Source organism: Escherichia sp. E14S1 (assembly GCF_004211995.1).
GTDB lineage: Bacteria > Pseudomonadota > Gammaproteobacteria > Enterobacterales > Enterobacteriaceae > Escherichia.
On the sequence record NZ_RHJQ01000001.1, the window covers coordinates 53,291 to 70,509 of the forward strand.

Sequence of the window (17,219 nt, forward strand, 5' to 3'; positions counted from 1 at the left end):
TCACAATGAGTACTACAACCCAGAATATCCCGTGGTATCGCCATCTCAATCGTGCGCAATGGCGGGCATTTTCCGCTGCCTGGTTGGGATATCTGCTTGATGGTTTTGATTTCGTTTTAATCGCCCTGGTACTCACCGAAGTACAAGGTGAATTCGGGCTGACAACGGTACAGGCGGCAAGTCTGATTTCCGCAGCCTTCATCTCTCGTTGGTTCGGCGGCCTGATGCTTGGCGCTATGGGCGACCGCTACGGGCGTCGTCTGGCAATGGTCACCAGTATCGTACTCTTCTCGGTCGGGACGCTGGCCTGCGGCTTTGCGCCTGGTTACATCACTATGTTTATCGCTCGTCTGGTGATAGGCATGGGAATGGCGGGTGAGTACGGTTCCAGCGCCACCTATGTGATTGAAAGCTGGCCAAAACACCTGCGTAATAAAGCCAGTGGTTTTCTGATTTCCGGCTTCTCTGTGGGGGCCGTTGTTGCCGCTCAGGTCTACAGCCTGGTGGTTCCGGTCTGGGGCTGGCGTGCGCTGTTCTTTATCGGCATTTTGCCGATCATCTTTGCTCTCTGGCTGCGGAAAAACATCCCGGAAGCGGAAGACTGGAAAGAGAAACACGGGGGCAAAGCACCGGTGCGCACGATGGTGGATATTCTCTACCGTGGTGAACATCGCATCGCCAATATCGTGATGACGCTGGCGGCGGCTACTGCGCTGTGGTTCTGCTTCGCCGGTAACCTGCAAAATGCCGCAATCGTCGCTGTTCTCGGGCTGTTATGCGCCGCAATCTTTATCAGCTTTATGGTACAGAGTACGGGCAAACGCTGGCCAACGGGCGTAATGCTGATGGTGGTTGTGTTATTTGCTTTCCTCTACTCGTGGCCGATTCAGGCACTGCTGCCAACATATCTGAAAACCGATCTTGCTTATGACCCGCATACTGTCGCCAATGTGCTGTTCTTTAGCGGTTTTGGGGCGGCGGTGGGTTGCTGTGTCGGCGGCTTCCTCGGTGACTGGCTGGGAACACGCAAAGCCTATGTTTGTAGCCTGTTAGCTTCGCAATTGCTGATTATTCCGGTATTTGCGATTGGCGGCGCAAACGTCTGGGTACTTGGTCTGTTACTGTTCTTCCAGCAAATGCTCGGTCAGGGGATCTCCGGGATCTTACCGAAACTGATTGGCGGTTATTTCGATACCGACCAGCGTGCAGCGGGCCTGGGCTTTACCTATAACGTTGGCGCACTTGGCGGCGCACTGGCGCCGATCATTGGTGCGCTGATTGCTCAACGTCTGGATCTGGGGACGGCACTGGGATCGCTTTCGTTCAGTCTGACGTTCGTGGTGATCCTGCTGATTGGGCTGGATATGCCTTCTCGCGTTCAGCGTTGGTTGCGCCCGGAAGCGTTGCGTACTCATGACGCTATCGACGGCAAACCATTCAGCGGTGCCGTGCCGTTTGGCGGTGCCAAAAACGATTTAGTCAAAACCAAAAGTTAATCCTGTTGCCCGGCCATGTGCCGGGCCTTTTGCTAAGGGAAGAAGTATGTCGTTACTTGCACAACTGGATCAAAAAATCGCTGCCAACGGTGGCCTGATTGTCTCCTGCCAGCCGGTGCCTGACAGCCCACTCGATAAACCGGAAATCGTCGCTGCCATGGCATTAGCGGCAGAGCAGGCGGGTGCGGTTGCCATTCGCATCGAAGGTGTGGCAAATCTGCAAGCCACACGTGCGGTGGTGAGTGTGCCGATTATCGGGATTGTGAAACGCGATCTGGAGGATTCTCCGGTACGCATCACGGCCTATATTGAAGATGTCGATGCATTGGCGCAGGCGGGCGCGGACATTATCGCGATTGACGGCACCGACCGACCGCGTCCGGTGCCTGTTGAAACGCTGCTGGCACGTATTCACCATCACGGTTTACTGGCGATGACCGACTGTTCAACGCCGGAAGACGGCCTGGCATGCCAAAAGCTGGGCGCCGAGATTATTGGTACTACGCTTTCTGGCTATACCACGCCTGAAACGCCAGAAGAGCCGGATCTGGCGCTGGTGAAAACATTGAGTGACGCCGGATGTCGGGTGATTGCCGAAGGGCGTTACAACACGCCATCCCAGGCGGCAGATGCAATGCGCCACGGTGCATGGGCGGTGACGGTCGGTTCTGCTATCACACGTCTTGAACATATTTGTCAGTGGTACAACAACGCGATGAAAAAGGCGGTGCTATGACCACAATGGCGATTGATATCGGCGGTACTAAACTTGCCGCCGCGCTGATTGGCGCTGACGGGCAGATCCGCGATCGCCGAGAACTTCCTACGCCTGCCAGCCAGACGCCGCAGGCGCTGCGTGATGCCTTATCTGCATTAGTCTCTCCGTTGCAAGCTCATGCGCAGCGGGTTGCTATCGCTTCAACCGGAATTATTCGCGACGGCAGCTTATTGGCGCTGAATCCGCATAATCTCGGTGGATTGCTACACTTTCCGTTAGTCAAAACGCTGGAGCAACTTACTGATTTGCCGACCATTGCCATTAATGATGCGCAGGCCGCAGCATGGGCGGAGTATCAGGCGCTGGAAGGCGATGTAACCGAGATGGTGTTTATCACCGTTTCCACTGGCGTCGGCGGCGGTGTAGTGAGCGGCGGCAAGTTGCTGACCGGCCCTGGTGGTCTGGCGGGGCATATCGGGCATACGCTTGCCGATCCACACGGCCCGGTCTGCGGCTGTGGACGCACAGGTTGCGTGGAAGCGATTGCTTCTGGTCGCGGCATTGCAGCGGCAGCGCAGGGTGAACTCATGGGCGCGGATGCGAAAACCATTTTCACGCGCGCCGGGCAGGGCGACGAACAGGCGCAGCAACTGATTCACCGCTCCGCACGTACGCTTGCAAGGCTGATCGCTGATATTAAAGCCACAACTGATTGCCAGTGTGTAGTGGTCGGTGGCAGCGTTGGTCTGGCAGAAGGGTATCTGGCGTTAGTGGAAACGTATCTGGCGCAGGAGCCAGCGGCATTTCATGTTGATTTACTGGCGGCGCACTACCGCCATGATGCAGGTTTACTTGGGGCCGCGCTGTTGGCCCAGGGAGAAATATTATGATGATGGGTGAAGTACAGTCGTTACCGTCTGCCGGGTTACATCCTGCGTTACAGGACGCATTAACGCTGGCCCTGGCCGCAAGGCCACAAGAAAAAACACCGGGTCGTTACGAATTACAGGGCGATAATATCTTTATGAATGTCATGACGTTTAACACTCAATCGCCCGTTGAGAAAAAAGCGGAATTGCACCAACAGTACATTGATATCCAGCTGTTATTAAACGGTGAGGAACGGATTCTGTTTGGCATGGCAGGCACTGCGCGCCAGTGTGAAGAGTTCCACCATGATGATGATTACCAGCTTTGCAGCGCCATTGAGAACGAGCAAGCCATCATCCTGAAACCGGGAATGTTCGCAGTGTTTATGCCAGGAGAACCGCATAAACCGGGATGCGTTGTTGGCGAACCTGGTGAGATTAAAAAGGTTGTGGTGAAGGTTAAGGCTGATTTAATGGCTTAAAACTTAGTTCGTTTTAAAGATTCTGCAGACACCGTCTGCAGAATTCGAAACCGCTGAAATTAACGGCGTCTATAGCCTTCCTCCAGCACCGCCTGTGTTCGAACGAGTTCATCCGCGAGTCGTTTTTCATCAGGTAGTTGCATCTTATATTCACTTGCCAGAACGGTGTTAGGCAAACCTGACAGAGCATAATGTGCTTCTCCGGCTCCTTTCTCTGCACAGAGAACCAGACCGATGGGCGGATTTTCATCCGGTAGCGTCCAGTGCTCTTTGGCGTAGTTGAGATACATATTCATTTGTCCGGCATCGCTATAGCTAAATTTGCCCACTTTTAGATCGACGATTAGCAGGCAGCGTAAACGGCGGTGGAAAAACAACAGATCGACCCGAAACCAGTTGTCATCAATGCGTAACCTTCGTTGTCGACCGACAAAGGCAAAATCATCCCCAAGTTCCAGCATGAAATCCATCAGGTGGTTGATCAGCGCCTCCTCAAAATCGGATTCTGAGTATTCATCTTTTAATTCCAGAAATTCGAGCACAAAGGGATCGCGTATCGCCTGCTGCGGAAGAATATGCGTCTCGGCAGGAGCGTGTTGTTGCAGCATGGCTGATTTGTCATATGACAGTAATGTCCGCTCATAAAACTGGGTCGCAATTTGCCGCTCTAGCTGGCGAACAGACCAGCCACAGCGGAGCGTCTCTTTTTCATAAAAGCTGCGGGCGTCAGCGTTTTTAACGGAAAGCAAGCGGACATAAGTGGACCAGGGCAGAGGCAAAGATTTGGCAGACAGTGTCTGCCGAATTTCAATATGTTGATAAAAAAGGTAAAAAAGCCTCATTTGGCGTAAGTTTTTTGCAGAGAACCCACGCTTATACCTTAGACTTAAATCCTTTGATAGCCGCTTGATTAGCTGCGTACCATACGCGGCCCGAGCCTCACCACCTTGTTCAAATTCGACAATTCGTCGGCCAATTTCCCAATACGTCGCGGTCATTAACGCGTTAACACTACGTACCGTTTCCGTCCGGGCACTATCGACCAGGTGAATAATGCCGTCGTGGATTTGCTGGTAGCCTGCGGTGGTTTGAAATGAGAGCGATTCCATTATCTTTCCCTTTATATGGAGCTGTGTTGAATAATGGAATCAGCTATACGCCGGGCATCTGCCGGTAACAATCCAGATGAGCGTATTACATTGGTTTTCTTCAGATTATGCGAGGCGTTTTCCAGAAAGAAAGGAGAATTTCAGCGCCGACTCTTTTCTGAGGAGGCGGCGCTGGGGCAGAGTTTAAACTTCCAGCCAGTTCATGATCCCATCTGCCGCCTTACGACCTTCGGCAATAGCGGTCACCACCAGATCGGAACCACGGACGATATCACCGCCAGCAAAGATTTTCGGGTTGCTGGTCTGGAAAGCGTTGTCGTTGCCTTCCGGGGCGATGATGCGGCCTTGGGAATCCAGCTCGACGCTGTGTTTTGCCAGCCATTCCATGTTGTGTGGACGGAAACCAAACGCCATGATCACCGCATCTGCCGGAACGATATGTTCGGAACCTGCCACAATCTCCGCGCGGCGACGGCCTTTGGCATCCGGTTCGCCCATTTCGGTACGCACCATTTTCACGCCACTGACTTTACCGTTGCCGTTCACTTCAATCCCCAGTGGCTGGACGTTGAATTTGAACTCAACACCTTCTTCCCGCGCGTTTTTCACTTCGCGGCGGGAACCTGGCATGTTCTCTTCATCACGACGATAGGCACAGGTAACGTGCTTCGCCCCCTGGCGTACAGACGTGCGCACGCAGTCCATCGCAGTGTCGCCACCGCCAAGTACCACCACGCGTTTACCTTCCATGCTGACAAACGGTTCGTCGTTGGTTTCACCAAAGCCCATTAACTGTTTGGTGTTGGCGATGAGGAACGGCAGCGCTGCGTACACGCCATCGGCGTCTTCGTTTTCCAGCCCGCCGCGCATTGACTGATAAGTCCCGACGCCAAGGAATACAGCATCGTAATCGTTCAGTAGATCGTCCAGCTGTACGTCACGACCCACTTCGGTATTGAGTTTGAATTCAATACCCATGCCGGTGAAGATTTCACGGCGGCGCGTCATTACCTCTTTTTCCAGCTTGAAAGCCGGAATACCGAAGGTCAGCAAGCCGCCAATTTCCGGGTGACGGTCGAAGACGACCGCTTTTACGCCGTTGCGCGTCAGGACATCCGCACACGCCAGACCCGCCGGACCTGCGCCGATAATCGCCACTTTTTTACCGGTCTGTTTCACGCCGGACATATCCGGACGCCAGCCCATCTCGAACGCTTTATCATTGATATAACGCTCAATGTTGCCGATGGTCACCGCGCCAAACTCATCGTTCAGGGTGCAGGAACCTTCGCACAGACGGTCTTGCGGGCAGACACGTCCGCATACTTCCGGCAGCGTGTTGGTCTGATGCGACAGTTCCGCCGCTTCAAAAATACGCCCCTCGTTGGCGAGCTTCAGCCAGTTCGGGATGTAGTTGTGTACCGGGCATTTCCACTCGCAGTATGGGTTGCCGCACGACAGGCAGCGATCAGCCTGCGCTTTGGCCTGGCCTTCGGAAAACGGCTCGTAAATTTCAACAAACTCAATTTTGCGGATCTTCAGCGGTTTCTTTGGCGGATCAACACGCTGCAGGTCGATAAATTGATAAACATTCTGACTCATTGTTGCTACCCCTTACTGCGCCTGCACGCGCAACTCTGCTGCGCTACGACTACGGTGACCCAGCAGTGCTTTTACATCACTGGACTTCGGTTTAACCAGCGCGAATTTAGTGGCGAAGGTTGACCAGTTTGCCAGAATCTCTTCACCACGCTGAGAACCGGTATGCTGCACATGCTCGGTGATAAGACCACGCAGATGCTCTTCATGGATAGCTAAATCGTCAACGCTTAAGACCTCGACCAGTTCCGGGTTAACGCGTTTGCGGAAATCGCCACTTTCATCGAGAACGTAAGCGAAGCCGCCGGTCATACCCGCACCGAAGTTAACGCCGGTTTTACCCAGAATACAGACAATACCGCCCGTCATATATTCACAGCCGTTGTCGCCAATACCTTCTACCACAGTGATAGCACCGGAGTTACGCACGCCGAAACGTTCACCCGCGCGGCCTGCGGCATACAGACGACCACCGGTCGCGCCATACAGGCAGGTGTTGCCGATAATGCTTGCTTCATGGCTGCGGAAGGCCGAGCCAACCGGAGGACGAATGGCGATTAAGCCGCCCGCCATGCCTTTACCGACATAGTCGTTAGCATCGCCCGTCAGATACAGCTCTACGCCGCCCGCGTTCCACACACCGAAGCTCTGGCCTGCGGTGCCGTTGAAGTACGCTTTGATAGGATCGGCTGCCAGCCCCTGATCGCCGTGCGTCTGGGCGATATAGCCTGAAAGCGACGCGCCGACAGAACGGTCGGTGTTGCGAATATCGAACCAGAAGGTTTTGCTCTGGCGTTCATCGACAAACGGTTTCGCCTGTTGCAGCAACTGCGCATTCAGCAGGCCGTTATCAAACGGCGGGTTGTTTTCGGTGCAGTAGAGTGCCTTACCTGGATGCGGTTCGGCGGTCTCCAGCAGCTTCGACAGCGCCAGTTTCTGCTGTTTGGCGGTGAAACCGTCCAGCTCTTTCAGCAGGTCGGTGCGACCAATCAGATCCACCAGACGCGTTACGCCCAACTGTGCCATCAGCTCGCGGGTTTCACGGGCGATAAACTCAAAGTAATTCGTCACCTTGAACGGCAGGCCGTGATAGTGATTCTTACGCAGTTTGTCGTCCTGAGTTGCCACACCCGTTGCGCAGTTGTTCAGGTGGCAGATTCGCAGATATTTACAGCCGAGCGCCACCATCGGACCAGTGCCGAAGCCAAAGCTTTCTGCGCCGAGAATCGCCGCTTTGATGATATCAACGCCGGTTTTCAGGCCGCCATCAACCTGCAAACGAATTTTATGACGTAGACCGTTAGCAACCAGCGCTTGCTGGGTTTCCACCAGACCGAGTTCCCACGGGCAGCCTGCATATTTCACCGACGACAGCGGACTTGCGCCGGTACCGCCGTCATAGCCTGCGATGGTGATTAAATCGGCATAAGCTTTCGCCACGCCAGTCGCGATGGTACCGACGCCCGGTTCGGACACCAGTTTTACGGAGATCATCGCTTTCGGGTTGACCTGCTTGAGGTCGAAAATCAGCTGCGCCAGGTCCTCGATAGAGTAGATATCGTGGTGCGGCGGTGGGGAGATCAGTGTCACGCCCGGCACCGAATAGCGCAGTTTGGCGATGTAAGGCGTGACTTTATCGCCCGGCAACTGACCGCCTTCACCCGGCTTCGCGCCCTGGGCGACTTTAATCTGAATGACGTCGGCATTGACCAGGTACGCCGGAGTAACACCGAATCGACCGGAAGCCACCTGCTTGATGCGCGACACTTTGTTGGTGCCATAGCGGGCAGGGTCTTCACCACCTTCACCGGAGTTCGAGTTACCGCCGATGCTGTTCATCGCTTCTGCCAGCGCTTCGTGGGCTTCCGGGCTTAATGCGCCAATAGACATTGCAGCGGTATCGAAGCGTTTAAACAGTTCGCTTGCCGGTTCAACATCAGCAATGTTGATCGCTTCATCACCCGGCGTAATTACCAGCAGATCGCGCAGCGTTGTTGCCGGACGCTCATTAACCAGCTTCGCGTATTCCTGATAGTCGCTGTACTCGCCACTCTGGACCGCCTGTTGCAGCGTGCGCACCACGTCCGGGTTGTAGGCGTGGTATTCGCCGCCGTGCACATATTTCAGTAGGCCGCCCTGGCTGATGGGCTTGCGCGCCAGCCAGGCTCGTTTCGAGAGGTTCAGCAGATCCTGCTGGAAGTCTTCAAAGCTTGCCCCACCAATGCGGCTGACCGCGCCCTGGAAGCACAGGCCCACTACATCATCGTGCAGGCCGACCGCTTCAAACAGTTTCGAGCAGCGATAAGAGGCGATGGTGGAGATGCCCATTTTGGACATGATTTTGTACAAGCCTTTGTTGATGCCGTTACGGTAGTTCAGCATCACGGTACGATAATTTTTAGCAATCGCCTGAGTGTCTACCAGGCGGCCCAGCGTTTCATAGGCAAGGTATGGATAAATAGCCGTCGCGCCGAAGCCCAGCAACACGGCGAAATGGTGCGGATCGCGGGCGCTGGCGGTTTCGACGATGATGTTGGCATCGCAACGCAGGCTTTGATCGACCAGACGAGTCTGGATCGCGCCAACCGCCATCGGGGCCGGAACCGGCAGGCGATCTTTAGCGATATTCCGGTCGGAGAGCACCAGCAGCACAGTGCCGCTACGTACCATTTTTTCGGCTTTGTCGCACAGCTCTTTGACCGTCGCTTCGAGCGTGGTTTTAGTAACGTCAAAGGTGATATCCAGCGTATCTGCGCGGTAGTGCTCCTCTTTCATCGTCGTGAGCTGTTTGAAATCGGAGTAGAGCAGAATCGGCGATTTAAAGCTTAAACGGTGCGCCTGGCCTTCTGCTTCACAGAAGACGTTCATTTCACGACCGATGCTGGTGGCGAGCGACATAACGTGCGCTTCACGCAGCGGGTCGATTGGCGGGTTGGTTACCTGCGCAAACTGCTGACGGAAATAGTCGTAAATAATGCGCGGCTGACTGGAGAGCACGGCGAATGGAGTGTCGTCGCCCATCGAACCGACCGCCTCCTGGCCGTTTTCGCCCAGCACACGGATTACAGAGTCCAGCTCTTCCGCGCTGTAGTTAAACTGTTTCTGGTAGCTGGCAAGCGTGTCGTCGTCCAGTTCGCGGCTACCCACTTCTTCATCGGGCAGATCTTCAAACGGTACCAGACGGCGGACGTTTTTCTCCATCCACTCTTTATATGGATGGCGGCTTTTCAGATCGTCATCGGTTTCTGCCGAGTGCAGAATGCGCCCACTGCGAGTGTCGATTACCATCAGTTCGCCTGGCCCGACGCGGCCTTTTTCGACCACTTCGTCAGGCTGGTAATCCCAGATACCGACTTCAGAGGCGCAGGTGATGAGCTTGTCTTTGGTGATGACATAGCGTGCCGGACGCAGACCGTTACGGTCAAGGTTACAGGCGGCAAAACGACCGTCAGACATCACGATGCCCGCCGGGCCATCCCACGGCTCCATATGCATGGAGTTAAAGTCAAAGAAGGCACGCAGTTCCGGGTCCATATCCGGGTTGTTCTGCCAGGCGGGTGGTACTAACAAACGCATAGCGCGGATGATATCCATCCCGCCAGCCAGCAACAGTTCCAGCATGTTATCCATCGAGCTGGAGTCGGAACCGGTTTCGTTGACGAACGGCGCGGCGTCGTGCAGGTCAGGGATCAGTGGCGTCTGGAATTTATAGGTACGGGCGCGCGCCCATTGGCGGTTACCGGTAATGGTGTTGATCTCGCCGTTATGCGCCAGGTAGCGGAACGGCTGCGCCAGCGGCCAGCGTGGTACGGTGTTAGTGGAGAAGCGCTGGTGGAACAGGCAGATAGCCGATTCCAGACGCAGGTCCGCAAGATCCAGGTAGAAGCGCGGCAGATCCGCCGGCATACACAGACCTTTATAGATGTTCACCAGATTCGACAGGCTACAGACGTAGAAGTCTTTGTCGGCTTCGAGACGCTTTTCAATGCGGCGGCGGGCGATAAACAGACGGCGCTCCATATCACGCGGACGCCAGCCAGCCGGAGCGTTAACGAAAATTTGCTCAATGCGCGGCAGAGAAGAGAGGGCGATTTCACCCAGCACGCCTTCGTTAGTGGGGACATCACGCCAGCCCACAATCGACAAGGTTTCGCGTTGCAGCTCTTCTTCAACGATGCGGCGTGCGGCAGCGGCGAGTTCAGGATCTTTATTCAGGAAGAGCATCCCGACGGCGTAGTTTTTTGCTAAACGCCAGCCGCGCTCCTGCGCAACGATGCGAAAAAAGCGATCCGGTTTTTGTAATAGCAGGCCGCAACCGTCACCGGTTTTACCATCGGCGAGAATCGCACCACGGTGCTGCATTCGAGCCAGTGCGTGTATTGCAGTACGCACTACCTTGTGGCTAGGTTCGCCTTCTATGTGGGCGATCAGGCCGAAACCACAGTTATCCTTCTCAAGGGATTTATCGTACAACATATCAGTGAACCTCCCCAGGCTCTGCGGGAACCCCACTTCCGAACCGCTACGCACGGGCACAGAAAGAGCGTGGCGACGGGGTTTGCGTGTCATACGCGCGCCTCGCATTCGCCCCCTTGTTGTCCTTTTCGCATCGGTTAATACGGTGAAGAGGGGATCTCAATTACTGCATAAATATGATGAGCAGGCTGCTCATCCAGAAAGCTTCCAGCGGATTTCCAACTTATCGGGAAAGCTGATACAGGTCAAATGGCAAGCTTATTGGTACAAAAATGTGCTTTAGCGCAAAATTCTTTATTAATTAGCTGAAATTAAAATAGATTTTCTATTTAAGGCTAAAAGGGACGTCGTTAGAGAAACAGCCAATTCCTGACTGTCATTAAGGCGTGTTAACCCTTATCCTGCCTTGAACTGACGAGAAAACCAGCATTTTATACTGCCTTAATTGGTAATGACGTTTCATGCTACTGTTTTTGCCTAAAATCCATAAGGAGATAAAAAAAATCTGACACAAGATAAGCAAAAGTGATTTATGTGATTATGCATGAAATTTCGGTAATTTTGATTGGTTATGCAGTTGATAAAAGTAAGCCGGGGCGATTGATCCAGGTCATCGCCGAATTGAGCTAAAAATGGCAGGCTTTGGCCTCTTTTCAAGGCGCGGTCTATCAGATTATGCAGTTACAGAAATTAGTCAATATGTTTGGTGGTGATCTCACCCGTCGCTATGGGCAAAAGGTGCATAAGCTGACGCTGCACGGCGGTTTTAGCTGCCCTAACCGTGACGGTACCATCGGGCGTGGCGGCTGCACATTCTGTAATGTTGCCTCGTTTGCCGATGAAGCGCAGCAGCATCGTTCCATTGCCGAGCAACTGGCGCACCAGGCGAATTTAGTTAACCGCGCGAAACGCTATCTGGCTTACTTTCAGGCGTATACCAGCACCTTTGCGGAAGTTCAGGTGCTGCGTTCTATGTATCAACAGGCGATAAGCCAGGCCAATATCGTTGGTTTGTGTGTTGGTACGCGCCCGGACTGCGTGCCAGATGCGGTGCTGGATCTGCTTTGCGAATATAAAGACCAGGGCTATGAAGTGTGGCTGGAACTGGGGCTGCAAACCGCACACGACAAAACGCTGCATCGCATCAATCGCGGTCATGATTTTGCCTGCTATCAGCGCACGACGCAGCTGGCGCGTGAGCGCGGGCTGAAGGTGTGTTCTCACTTAATTGTCGGACTGCCTGGCGAAGGGCAGGCTGAATGTTTGCAAACGCTGGAGCGAGTGGTTGAAACCGGCGTGGACGGTATAAAGCTGCATCCGCTGCATATTGTGAAAGGCAGCATTATGGCGAAAGCCTGGGAAGCGGGGCGTTTGAACGGTATCGAACTGGAAGATTACACGCTCACTGCCGGAGAAATGATTCGCCATACGCCGCCGGAAGTTATCTACCACCGCATTTCCGCCAGCGCCCGTCGCCCGATGCTGCTTGCCCCGTTGTGGTGTGAAAATCGCTGGACGGGTATGGTTGAGTTGGATCGCTATCTTACTGAACATGGCGTACAGGGATCGGCGCTGGGACGTCCGTGGCTACCTCCAACGGCGTAGGCCATTGAGGGGAATTCCGCATTTCTCACACAATTTATAACGTAACTGTCAGAATTGGGTATTATTGGGGCAGGTTGTCGTGAAGGAATCCCCTAATGAAGCAAATTCGTCTGCTGGCGCAGTACTATGTTGACCTGATGATGAAGTTAGGTCTGGTGCGCTTCTCAATGTTGCTGGCGCTGGCCCTCGTCGTTCTTGCCATTGTGGTACAAATGGCGGTAACCATGGTGCTGCATGGTCAGGTCGAAAGCATTGATGTTATCCGCTCTATTTTCTTTGGTTTGTTGATTACGCCATGGGCGGTCTACTTTCTTTCGGTAGTCGTTGAGCAACTCGAGGAGTCACGGCAACGCCTGTCACGTCTGGTACAAAAGCTGGAGGAGATGCGCGAGCGCGATCTAAGCCTCAACGTTCAGTTAAAAGATAATATTGCCCAGCTAAATCAGGAAATCGCCGTTCGTGAAAAAGCAGAAGCAGAACTGCAGGAAACCTTCGGTCAGCTGAAAATTGAAATCAAAGAGCGCGAAGAGACGCAAATTCAACTCGAACAACAATCTTCGTTCTTACGTTCCTTCCTTGATGCTTCACCCGATCTGGTTTTTTACCGTAACGAAGATAAAGAGTTTTCCGGCTGTAACCGTGCGATGGAACTGCTGACCGGGAAAAGCGAAAAACAGTTGGTGCATTTGAAACCTGCGGACGTTTACTCGCCGGAAGCCGCAGCAAAAGTCATTGAAACCGACGAGAAGGTGTTCCGTCATAATGTGTCACTGACCTATGAGCAGTGGCTGGATTATCCGGATGGACGCAAAGCCTGCTTTGAAATCCGTAAAGTGCCGTACTACGACCGCGTGGGTAAACGCCACGGCTTGATGGGGTTCGGCCGCGACATTACCGAGCGTAAGCGTTATCAGGATGCGCTCGAACGCGCCAGCCGCGACAAAACAACCTTTATCTCCACCATCAGTCATGAGTTGCGTACGCCGCTGAACGGTATCGTCGGCTTAAGCCGAATTCTGCTGGATACAGAGCTCACCGCCGAGCAGGAAAAATATCTCAAAACTATCCATGTTTCCGCCATCACTTTGGGGAATATCTTCAACGATATTATTGATATGGATAAGATGGAGCGACGTAAAGTTCAGCTCGATAACCAGCCGGTTGATTTCACCAGCTTCCTGGCCGATCTGGAAAATCTCTCCGCACTGCAGGCGCAACAAAAAGGCTTGCGCTTTGTTCTTGAACCAACACTGCCGCTGCCGCATCAGGTGATTACCGACGGGACTCGCTTACGCCAGATCCTGTGGAACTTAATCAGTAACGCTGTGAAATTTACCCAGAAGGGCCAGGTGACTGTTCGCGTACGTTATGACGAAGGCGACATGCTGCATTTTGAAGTGGAAGACTCCGGCATCGGTATTCCACAGAATGAACTGGATAAAATTTTCGCCATGTATTATCAGGTGAAAGACAGCCACGGTGGCAAACCTGCAACCGGTACGGGTATTGGCCTGGCGGTTTCTCGTCGACTGGCGAAAAATATGGGCGGTGATATCACTGTCATCAGCGAACAAGGTAAAGGCTCTACCTTTACCCTGACGATCCACGCGCCGTCGGTGGCGGAAGAAGTGGATGATGCGTTTGACGAAGATGATATGCCTTTACCGGCGCTGAATGTGCTGTTGGTAGAGGACATTGAGCTGAACGTCATCGTTGCCCGTTCGGTGCTGGAAAAACTGGGCAACAGCGTTGATGTGGCGATGTCTGGTAAGGCAGCACTGGAGATGTTTAAGCCGGGCGAATACGACCTTGTATTGCTGGATATTCAGTTACCAGATATGACCGGGCTGGATATATCACGCGAACTGACGAAGCGTTATCCGCGTGAAGATTTACCACCGCTGGTGGCCTTAACCGCCAACGTGCTGAAAGATAAACAAGAGTACCTCAATGCTGGAATGGATGATGTGCTGAGTAAGCCGCTTTCTGTTCCGGCGCTAACCGCGATGATCAAGAAATTCTGGGATACCCAGGATGATGAGGAGAGCACGGTGACGACAGAAGAGAGTGGTAAATCAGAAGCATTGCTCGATATTCCCATGCTGGAGCAGTATCTCGAACTTGTAGGACCGAAGTTGATTACCGACGGGTTGGCCGTGTTTGAGAAGATGATGCCGGGCTATGTCAGCGTACTGGAGTCGAACCTGACGGCACAGGACAAAAAAGGCATCGTTGAGGAAGGACATAAAATTAAAGGCGCAGCGGGTTCTGTGGGGTTACGCCATTTACAACAGCTGGGTCAGCAAATTCAGTCTCCCGATCTTCCTGCGTGGGAAGATAATGTTGGTGAATGGATTGAAGAGATGAAAGAAGAGTGGCGTCACGACGTAGAAGTGCTGAAAGCGTGGGTGGCAAAAGCTGCTAAAAAATGACCCCGGCTAAACCGGGGTGCGCGAATACTGCGCCAACACCAGGGAAATCTTGGCTGCGCCGTAATTTTTTATGATAAGTAACAAAGGCACAGCACTGTTTTTCAGGCCGCATGCAGTTAAGATAGCAAATCTTAAATGATTTGTTACATGAATCAGTTAAATGTGTGATGCGTAGCGTTTTTATTAAAAAAATTAATGTGTTTCAGTCAATTGGGAAAGGATGATCACAATGAAGAAAATTGGCGTAGTTCTGAGCGGATGCGGCGTCTATGACGGTTCTGAAATTCATGAAGCGGTATTGACGTTATTAGCGATATCTCGCAGCGGCGCGCAGGCAGTTTGTTTTGCTCCAGATAAGCAGCAGGTTGATGTCATTAACCATTTAACCGGTGAAGCAATGGCGGAAACGCGCAATGTGTTGATTGAAGCGGCGCGTATTACGCGTGGTGAGATCCGCCCTCTGGCACAGGCTGATGCCGCCGAACTGGATGCGTTAATTGTGCCGGGTGGATTTGGCGCGGCAAAGAATTTGAGTGATTTTGCCAGTCTTGGCAGTGAATGCAGCGTGGACCGTGAGTTAAAGGCGCTGGCGCTGGCAATGCATCAGGCCGGAAAACCGCTTGGCTTTATGTGCATTGCCCCGGCAATGTTGCCGAAAATCTTCAATTTCCCGCTGCGTTTGACTATCGGTACTGATATCGATACCGCAGAAGTGCTGGAAGATATGGGCGCGGAGCATGTGCCATGTCCGGTAGATGATATTGTCGTTGATGAAGACAATAAGATTGTTACCACACCTGCGTATATGTTGGCACAGAACATTGCGGAAGCAGCAAGTGGTATTGATAAGCTGGTTTCCCGCGTACTGGTTCTGGCGGAATGAGCAAACGCCGCGTAACGGCGTTCGGTTTCGTTCGCCGTTTCATTCTGCGGTTACTGATTGTCCTCTTTGTGCTCTGGGGCGGGGGTATAGCGCTGTTTAGTATAGCGCCAGTCCCGTTCTCTGCGGTGATGGGCGAGCGTCAGCTAAGTGCCTGGCTGCATGGCAACTTTCGTTACGTGGCGCATTCTGACTGGGTCAGTATGGATCAAATCTCGCCGTGGATGGGGCTGGCGGTGATTGCCGCAGAAGATCAGAAATTTCCCGCGCACTGGGGTTTTGATGTCGCTTCCATTGAGAAAGCCCTGGCGCACAACGAGCGCAATGAAAACCGCATTCGCGGCGCATCAACAATTTCGCAGCAGACAGCTAAAAATCTCTTTTTGTGGGATGGGCGAAGCTGGGTAAGAAAAGGGCTGGAAGCCGGATTAACACTGGGGATAGAAACGGTCTGGAGCAAAAAGCGCATCCTGACGGTTTACCTGAATGTCGTCGAATTTGGCGACGGTGTGTTTGGCGTCGAGGCAGCGGCACAGCGTTATTTCCATAAATCCGCCAGCAAACTTACCCGTTCGGAAGCAGCGTTATTGGCGGCTGTATTACCCAATCCACTTCGTTTCAAAGTTACTGCACCTTCGGGCTACGTGCGTAGCCGTCAGGCGTGGATTTTGCAGCAAATGCATCAGTTAGGCGGTGAGTCGTTTTTGCAACAACACCAGCTGTATTAGGCTTCGCGCGAGGTGAGGGAGAGCTTTTTGCTTTCACTCGGTTGCGCCTCTTTTTGCAGAGCAACAGCTAACGCTGGTTGAGTGATAAAACGTCGCCACAACCGCTCTTGCTTACGCAGACAACACCACTTCGACCAGGTCGCCAATGGAATTAACGTGCTTTCACCAATGTTGTCACAGACGACAGGGATAATTTCTGACTCACTGATGCGGTGGCAGAGGACATTCTGCGGCTTCAGTGACATCGTCACGATGTGGTTATTCTGCAAATAACGCTTTAACTGTTTCAATAACTGACGCAGTTGCGCGATATCTTCTTCGTAATGGCATTGTTTAGCAAATTCGCTCAGTGTAATAGACGGTTTGCCATCAAAATCGGCAATCACATCGTAGACATAACCGGTTCCGCAATCAGTCTCAACCGTACCGTGATAGCGCGGAATACCGCTCCAGTCTTTCAAACGACGACCAAGATGTGCATAGTACTTTAACTCACGGCAGATCTCTTTATCACCACCGTCGCCACGGTGGTAGACAATTTTAATACAGCGTTGGGCATCTTCCGGATGCGCATAACATTTTCGATGTCTTCCGGTGCCCAGGGGACTTTGTTCAGATAAGCGAATCATGCCATCTCCTGGAGGTATTTTCTGACCGTCTCCAGTATGAGGGCTTAACTTAAACAAAACCTAAACAAGCTTTTTTAAGGTTTTCTTAAGGTTTTATACTTACAGAAAAGCGCACGAAATGTACAATTTGCGAGAAATGGGGATATTTGGGGTTTGTGCTTTTTTCGTACGTTAGGGCGGAAGGGGCGTGCCCGGG

General features: G+C 52.9%; 12 protein-coding genes. 8 read left to right on the forward strand and 4 right to left on the reverse strand.

All coding sequences use genetic code 11. From position 1 onward, the window contains the following. Nucleotides 1-5: 5 nt before the first annotated feature. From nanT to nanQ, 4 genes are read left to right on the forward strand one after another with little or no spacing between them, the layout of a single operon-like run. The gene (gene nanT, locus D9734_RS00270) at nucleotides 6-1,496 is read left to right on the forward strand and encodes a sialic acid transporter NanT (RefSeq protein WP_130204544.1); all 1,491 of its coding nucleotides are present in this window, start codon (nucleotides 6-8) and stop codon (nucleotides 1,494-1,496) included. Nucleotides 1,497-1,542: 46 nt separating this feature from the next. After that, complete coding sequence (locus tag D9734_RS00275) at nucleotides 1,543-2,232, forward strand: N-acetylmannosamine-6-phosphate 2-epimerase (protein WP_130204546.1); 690 nt, start codon at nucleotides 1,543-1,545, stop codon at nucleotides 2,230-2,232. Next, nucleotides 2,229-3,104 (forward strand): N-acetylmannosamine kinase, encoded by an 876-nt coding sequence (nanK, locus tag D9734_RS00280; protein ID WP_130204548.1) that lies wholly within the window; start codon nucleotides 2,229-2,231, stop codon nucleotides 3,102-3,104. Before D9734_RS00275 ends, nanK begins: the two co-directional genes overlap by 4 nt. Beyond that, nucleotides 3,101-3,565, forward strand: coding sequence for an N-acetylneuraminate anomerase (nanQ, locus tag D9734_RS00285; protein WP_130204550.1), 465 nt, complete (start codon nucleotides 3,101-3,103; stop codon nucleotides 3,563-3,565). The genes nanK and nanQ overlap by 4 nt, the downstream gene beginning before the upstream one ends. 59 nt (nucleotides 3,566-3,624) lie before the next feature. On the opposite strand, the gene D9734_RS00290 is transcribed toward nanQ, so the two are convergent. The 3 genes from D9734_RS00290 to gltB all read right to left on the reverse strand — a co-directional run bounded on the left by D9734_RS00290 (nucleotide 3,625) and on the right by gltB (nucleotide 10,749). Then, entirely contained in the window at nucleotides 3,625-4,674 is a 1,050-nt protein-coding gene (locus D9734_RS00290) for a PDDEXK nuclease domain-containing protein (protein ID WP_130204552.1), read from the reverse strand. Between the two features lie 183 nt (nucleotides 4,675-4,857). Then, a complete protein-coding gene (gene gltD / locus D9734_RS00295) occupies nucleotides 4,858-6,276 on the reverse strand; it encodes a glutamate synthase subunit GltD (RefSeq protein WP_130204554.1) in 1,419 nt (472 codons plus the stop codon). Between the two features lie 12 nt (nucleotides 6,277-6,288). Continuing rightward, nucleotides 6,289-10,749, reverse strand: coding sequence for a glutamate synthase large subunit (gene gltB, locus D9734_RS00300; protein ID WP_130204556.1), 4,461 nt, complete (start codon nucleotides 10,747-10,749; stop codon nucleotides 6,289-6,291). A 675-nt stretch (nucleotides 10,750-11,424) separates the two neighbouring features. Here gltB and D9734_RS00305 point away from each other — a divergent pair. The 4 genes from D9734_RS00305 (at nucleotide 11,425) to mtgA (ending at nucleotide 16,394) form a co-directional block, all read left to right on the forward strand. Then, nucleotides 11,425-12,354 (forward strand): TIGR01212 family radical SAM protein, encoded by a 930-nt coding sequence (locus D9734_RS00305; protein ID WP_130204558.1) that lies wholly within the window; start codon nucleotides 11,425-11,427, stop codon nucleotides 12,352-12,354. A gap of 95 nt (nucleotides 12,355-12,449) precedes the next feature. After that, nucleotides 12,450-14,786 (forward strand): aerobic respiration two-component sensor histidine kinase ArcB, encoded by a 2,337-nt coding sequence (gene arcB / locus D9734_RS00310; protein WP_130204560.1) that lies wholly within the window; start codon nucleotides 12,450-12,452, stop codon nucleotides 14,784-14,786. Nucleotides 14,787-15,015: 229 nt separating this feature from the next. Continuing rightward, nucleotides 15,016-15,669, forward strand: coding sequence for an isoprenoid biosynthesis glyoxalase ElbB (gene elbB / locus D9734_RS00315; protein ID WP_130204562.1), 654 nt, complete (start codon nucleotides 15,016-15,018; stop codon nucleotides 15,667-15,669). Then, on the forward strand, nucleotides 15,666-16,394 hold the full coding sequence (gene mtgA / locus D9734_RS00320; protein WP_130204564.1) for a monofunctional biosynthetic peptidoglycan transglycosylase: 729 nt from the start codon (nucleotides 15,666-15,668) through the stop codon (nucleotides 16,392-16,394). The genes elbB and mtgA overlap by 4 nt, the downstream gene beginning before the upstream one ends. Here mtgA and yrbL read toward each other — a convergent pair. Beyond that, the gene (gene yrbL / locus D9734_RS00325; RefSeq protein WP_130204566.1) at nucleotides 16,391-17,023 is read right to left on the reverse strand and encodes a PhoP regulatory network protein YrbL; all 633 of its coding nucleotides are present in this window, start codon (nucleotides 17,021-17,023) and stop codon (nucleotides 16,391-16,393) included. The two genes, mtgA and yrbL, sit on opposite strands and share 4 nt — an antisense overlap. Nucleotides 17,024-17,219 lie beyond the last annotated feature (196 nt).

What these genes read in the sequence shown, in the direction of transcription:
- nanT (WP_130204544.1), top strand. Translation starts at nt 6, where the DNA reads ATGAGTACTACAACCCAGAATATCCCGTGGTATCGCCATCTCAATCGT.
- D9734_RS00275 (WP_130204546.1), top strand. Translation starts at nt 1,543, where the DNA reads ATGTCGTTACTTGCACAACTGGATCAAAAAATCGCTGCCAACGGTGGC.
- nanK (WP_130204548.1), top strand. Translation starts at nt 2,229, where the DNA reads ATGACCACAATGGCGATTGATATCGGCGGTACTAAACTTGCCGCCGCG.
- nanQ (WP_130204550.1), top strand. Translation starts at nt 3,101, where the DNA reads ATGATGATGGGTGAAGTACAGTCGTTACCGTCTGCCGGGTTACATCCT.
- D9734_RS00290 (WP_130204552.1), bottom strand. Translation starts at nt 4,674, where the DNA reads ATGGAATCGCTCTCATTTCAAACCACCGCAGGCTACCAGCAAATCCAC.
- gltD (WP_130204554.1), bottom strand. Translation starts at nt 6,276, where the DNA reads ATGAGTCAGAATGTTTATCAATTTATCGACCTGCAGCGTGTTGATCCG.
- gltB (WP_130204556.1), bottom strand. Translation starts at nt 10,749, where the DNA reads ATGTTGTACGATAAATCCCTTGAGAAGGATAACTGTGGTTTCGGCCTG.
- D9734_RS00305 (WP_130204558.1), top strand. Translation starts at nt 11,425, where the DNA reads ATGCAGTTACAGAAATTAGTCAATATGTTTGGTGGTGATCTCACCCGT.
- arcB (WP_130204560.1), top strand. Translation starts at nt 12,450, where the DNA reads ATGAAGCAAATTCGTCTGCTGGCGCAGTACTATGTTGACCTGATGATG.
- elbB (WP_130204562.1), top strand. Translation starts at nt 15,016, where the DNA reads ATGAAGAAAATTGGCGTAGTTCTGAGCGGATGCGGCGTCTATGACGGT.
- mtgA (WP_130204564.1), top strand. Translation starts at nt 15,666, where the DNA reads ATGAGCAAACGCCGCGTAACGGCGTTCGGTTTCGTTCGCCGTTTCATT.
- yrbL (WP_130204566.1), bottom strand. Translation starts at nt 17,023, where the DNA reads ATGATTCGCTTATCTGAACAAAGTCCCCTGGGCACCGGAAGACATCGA.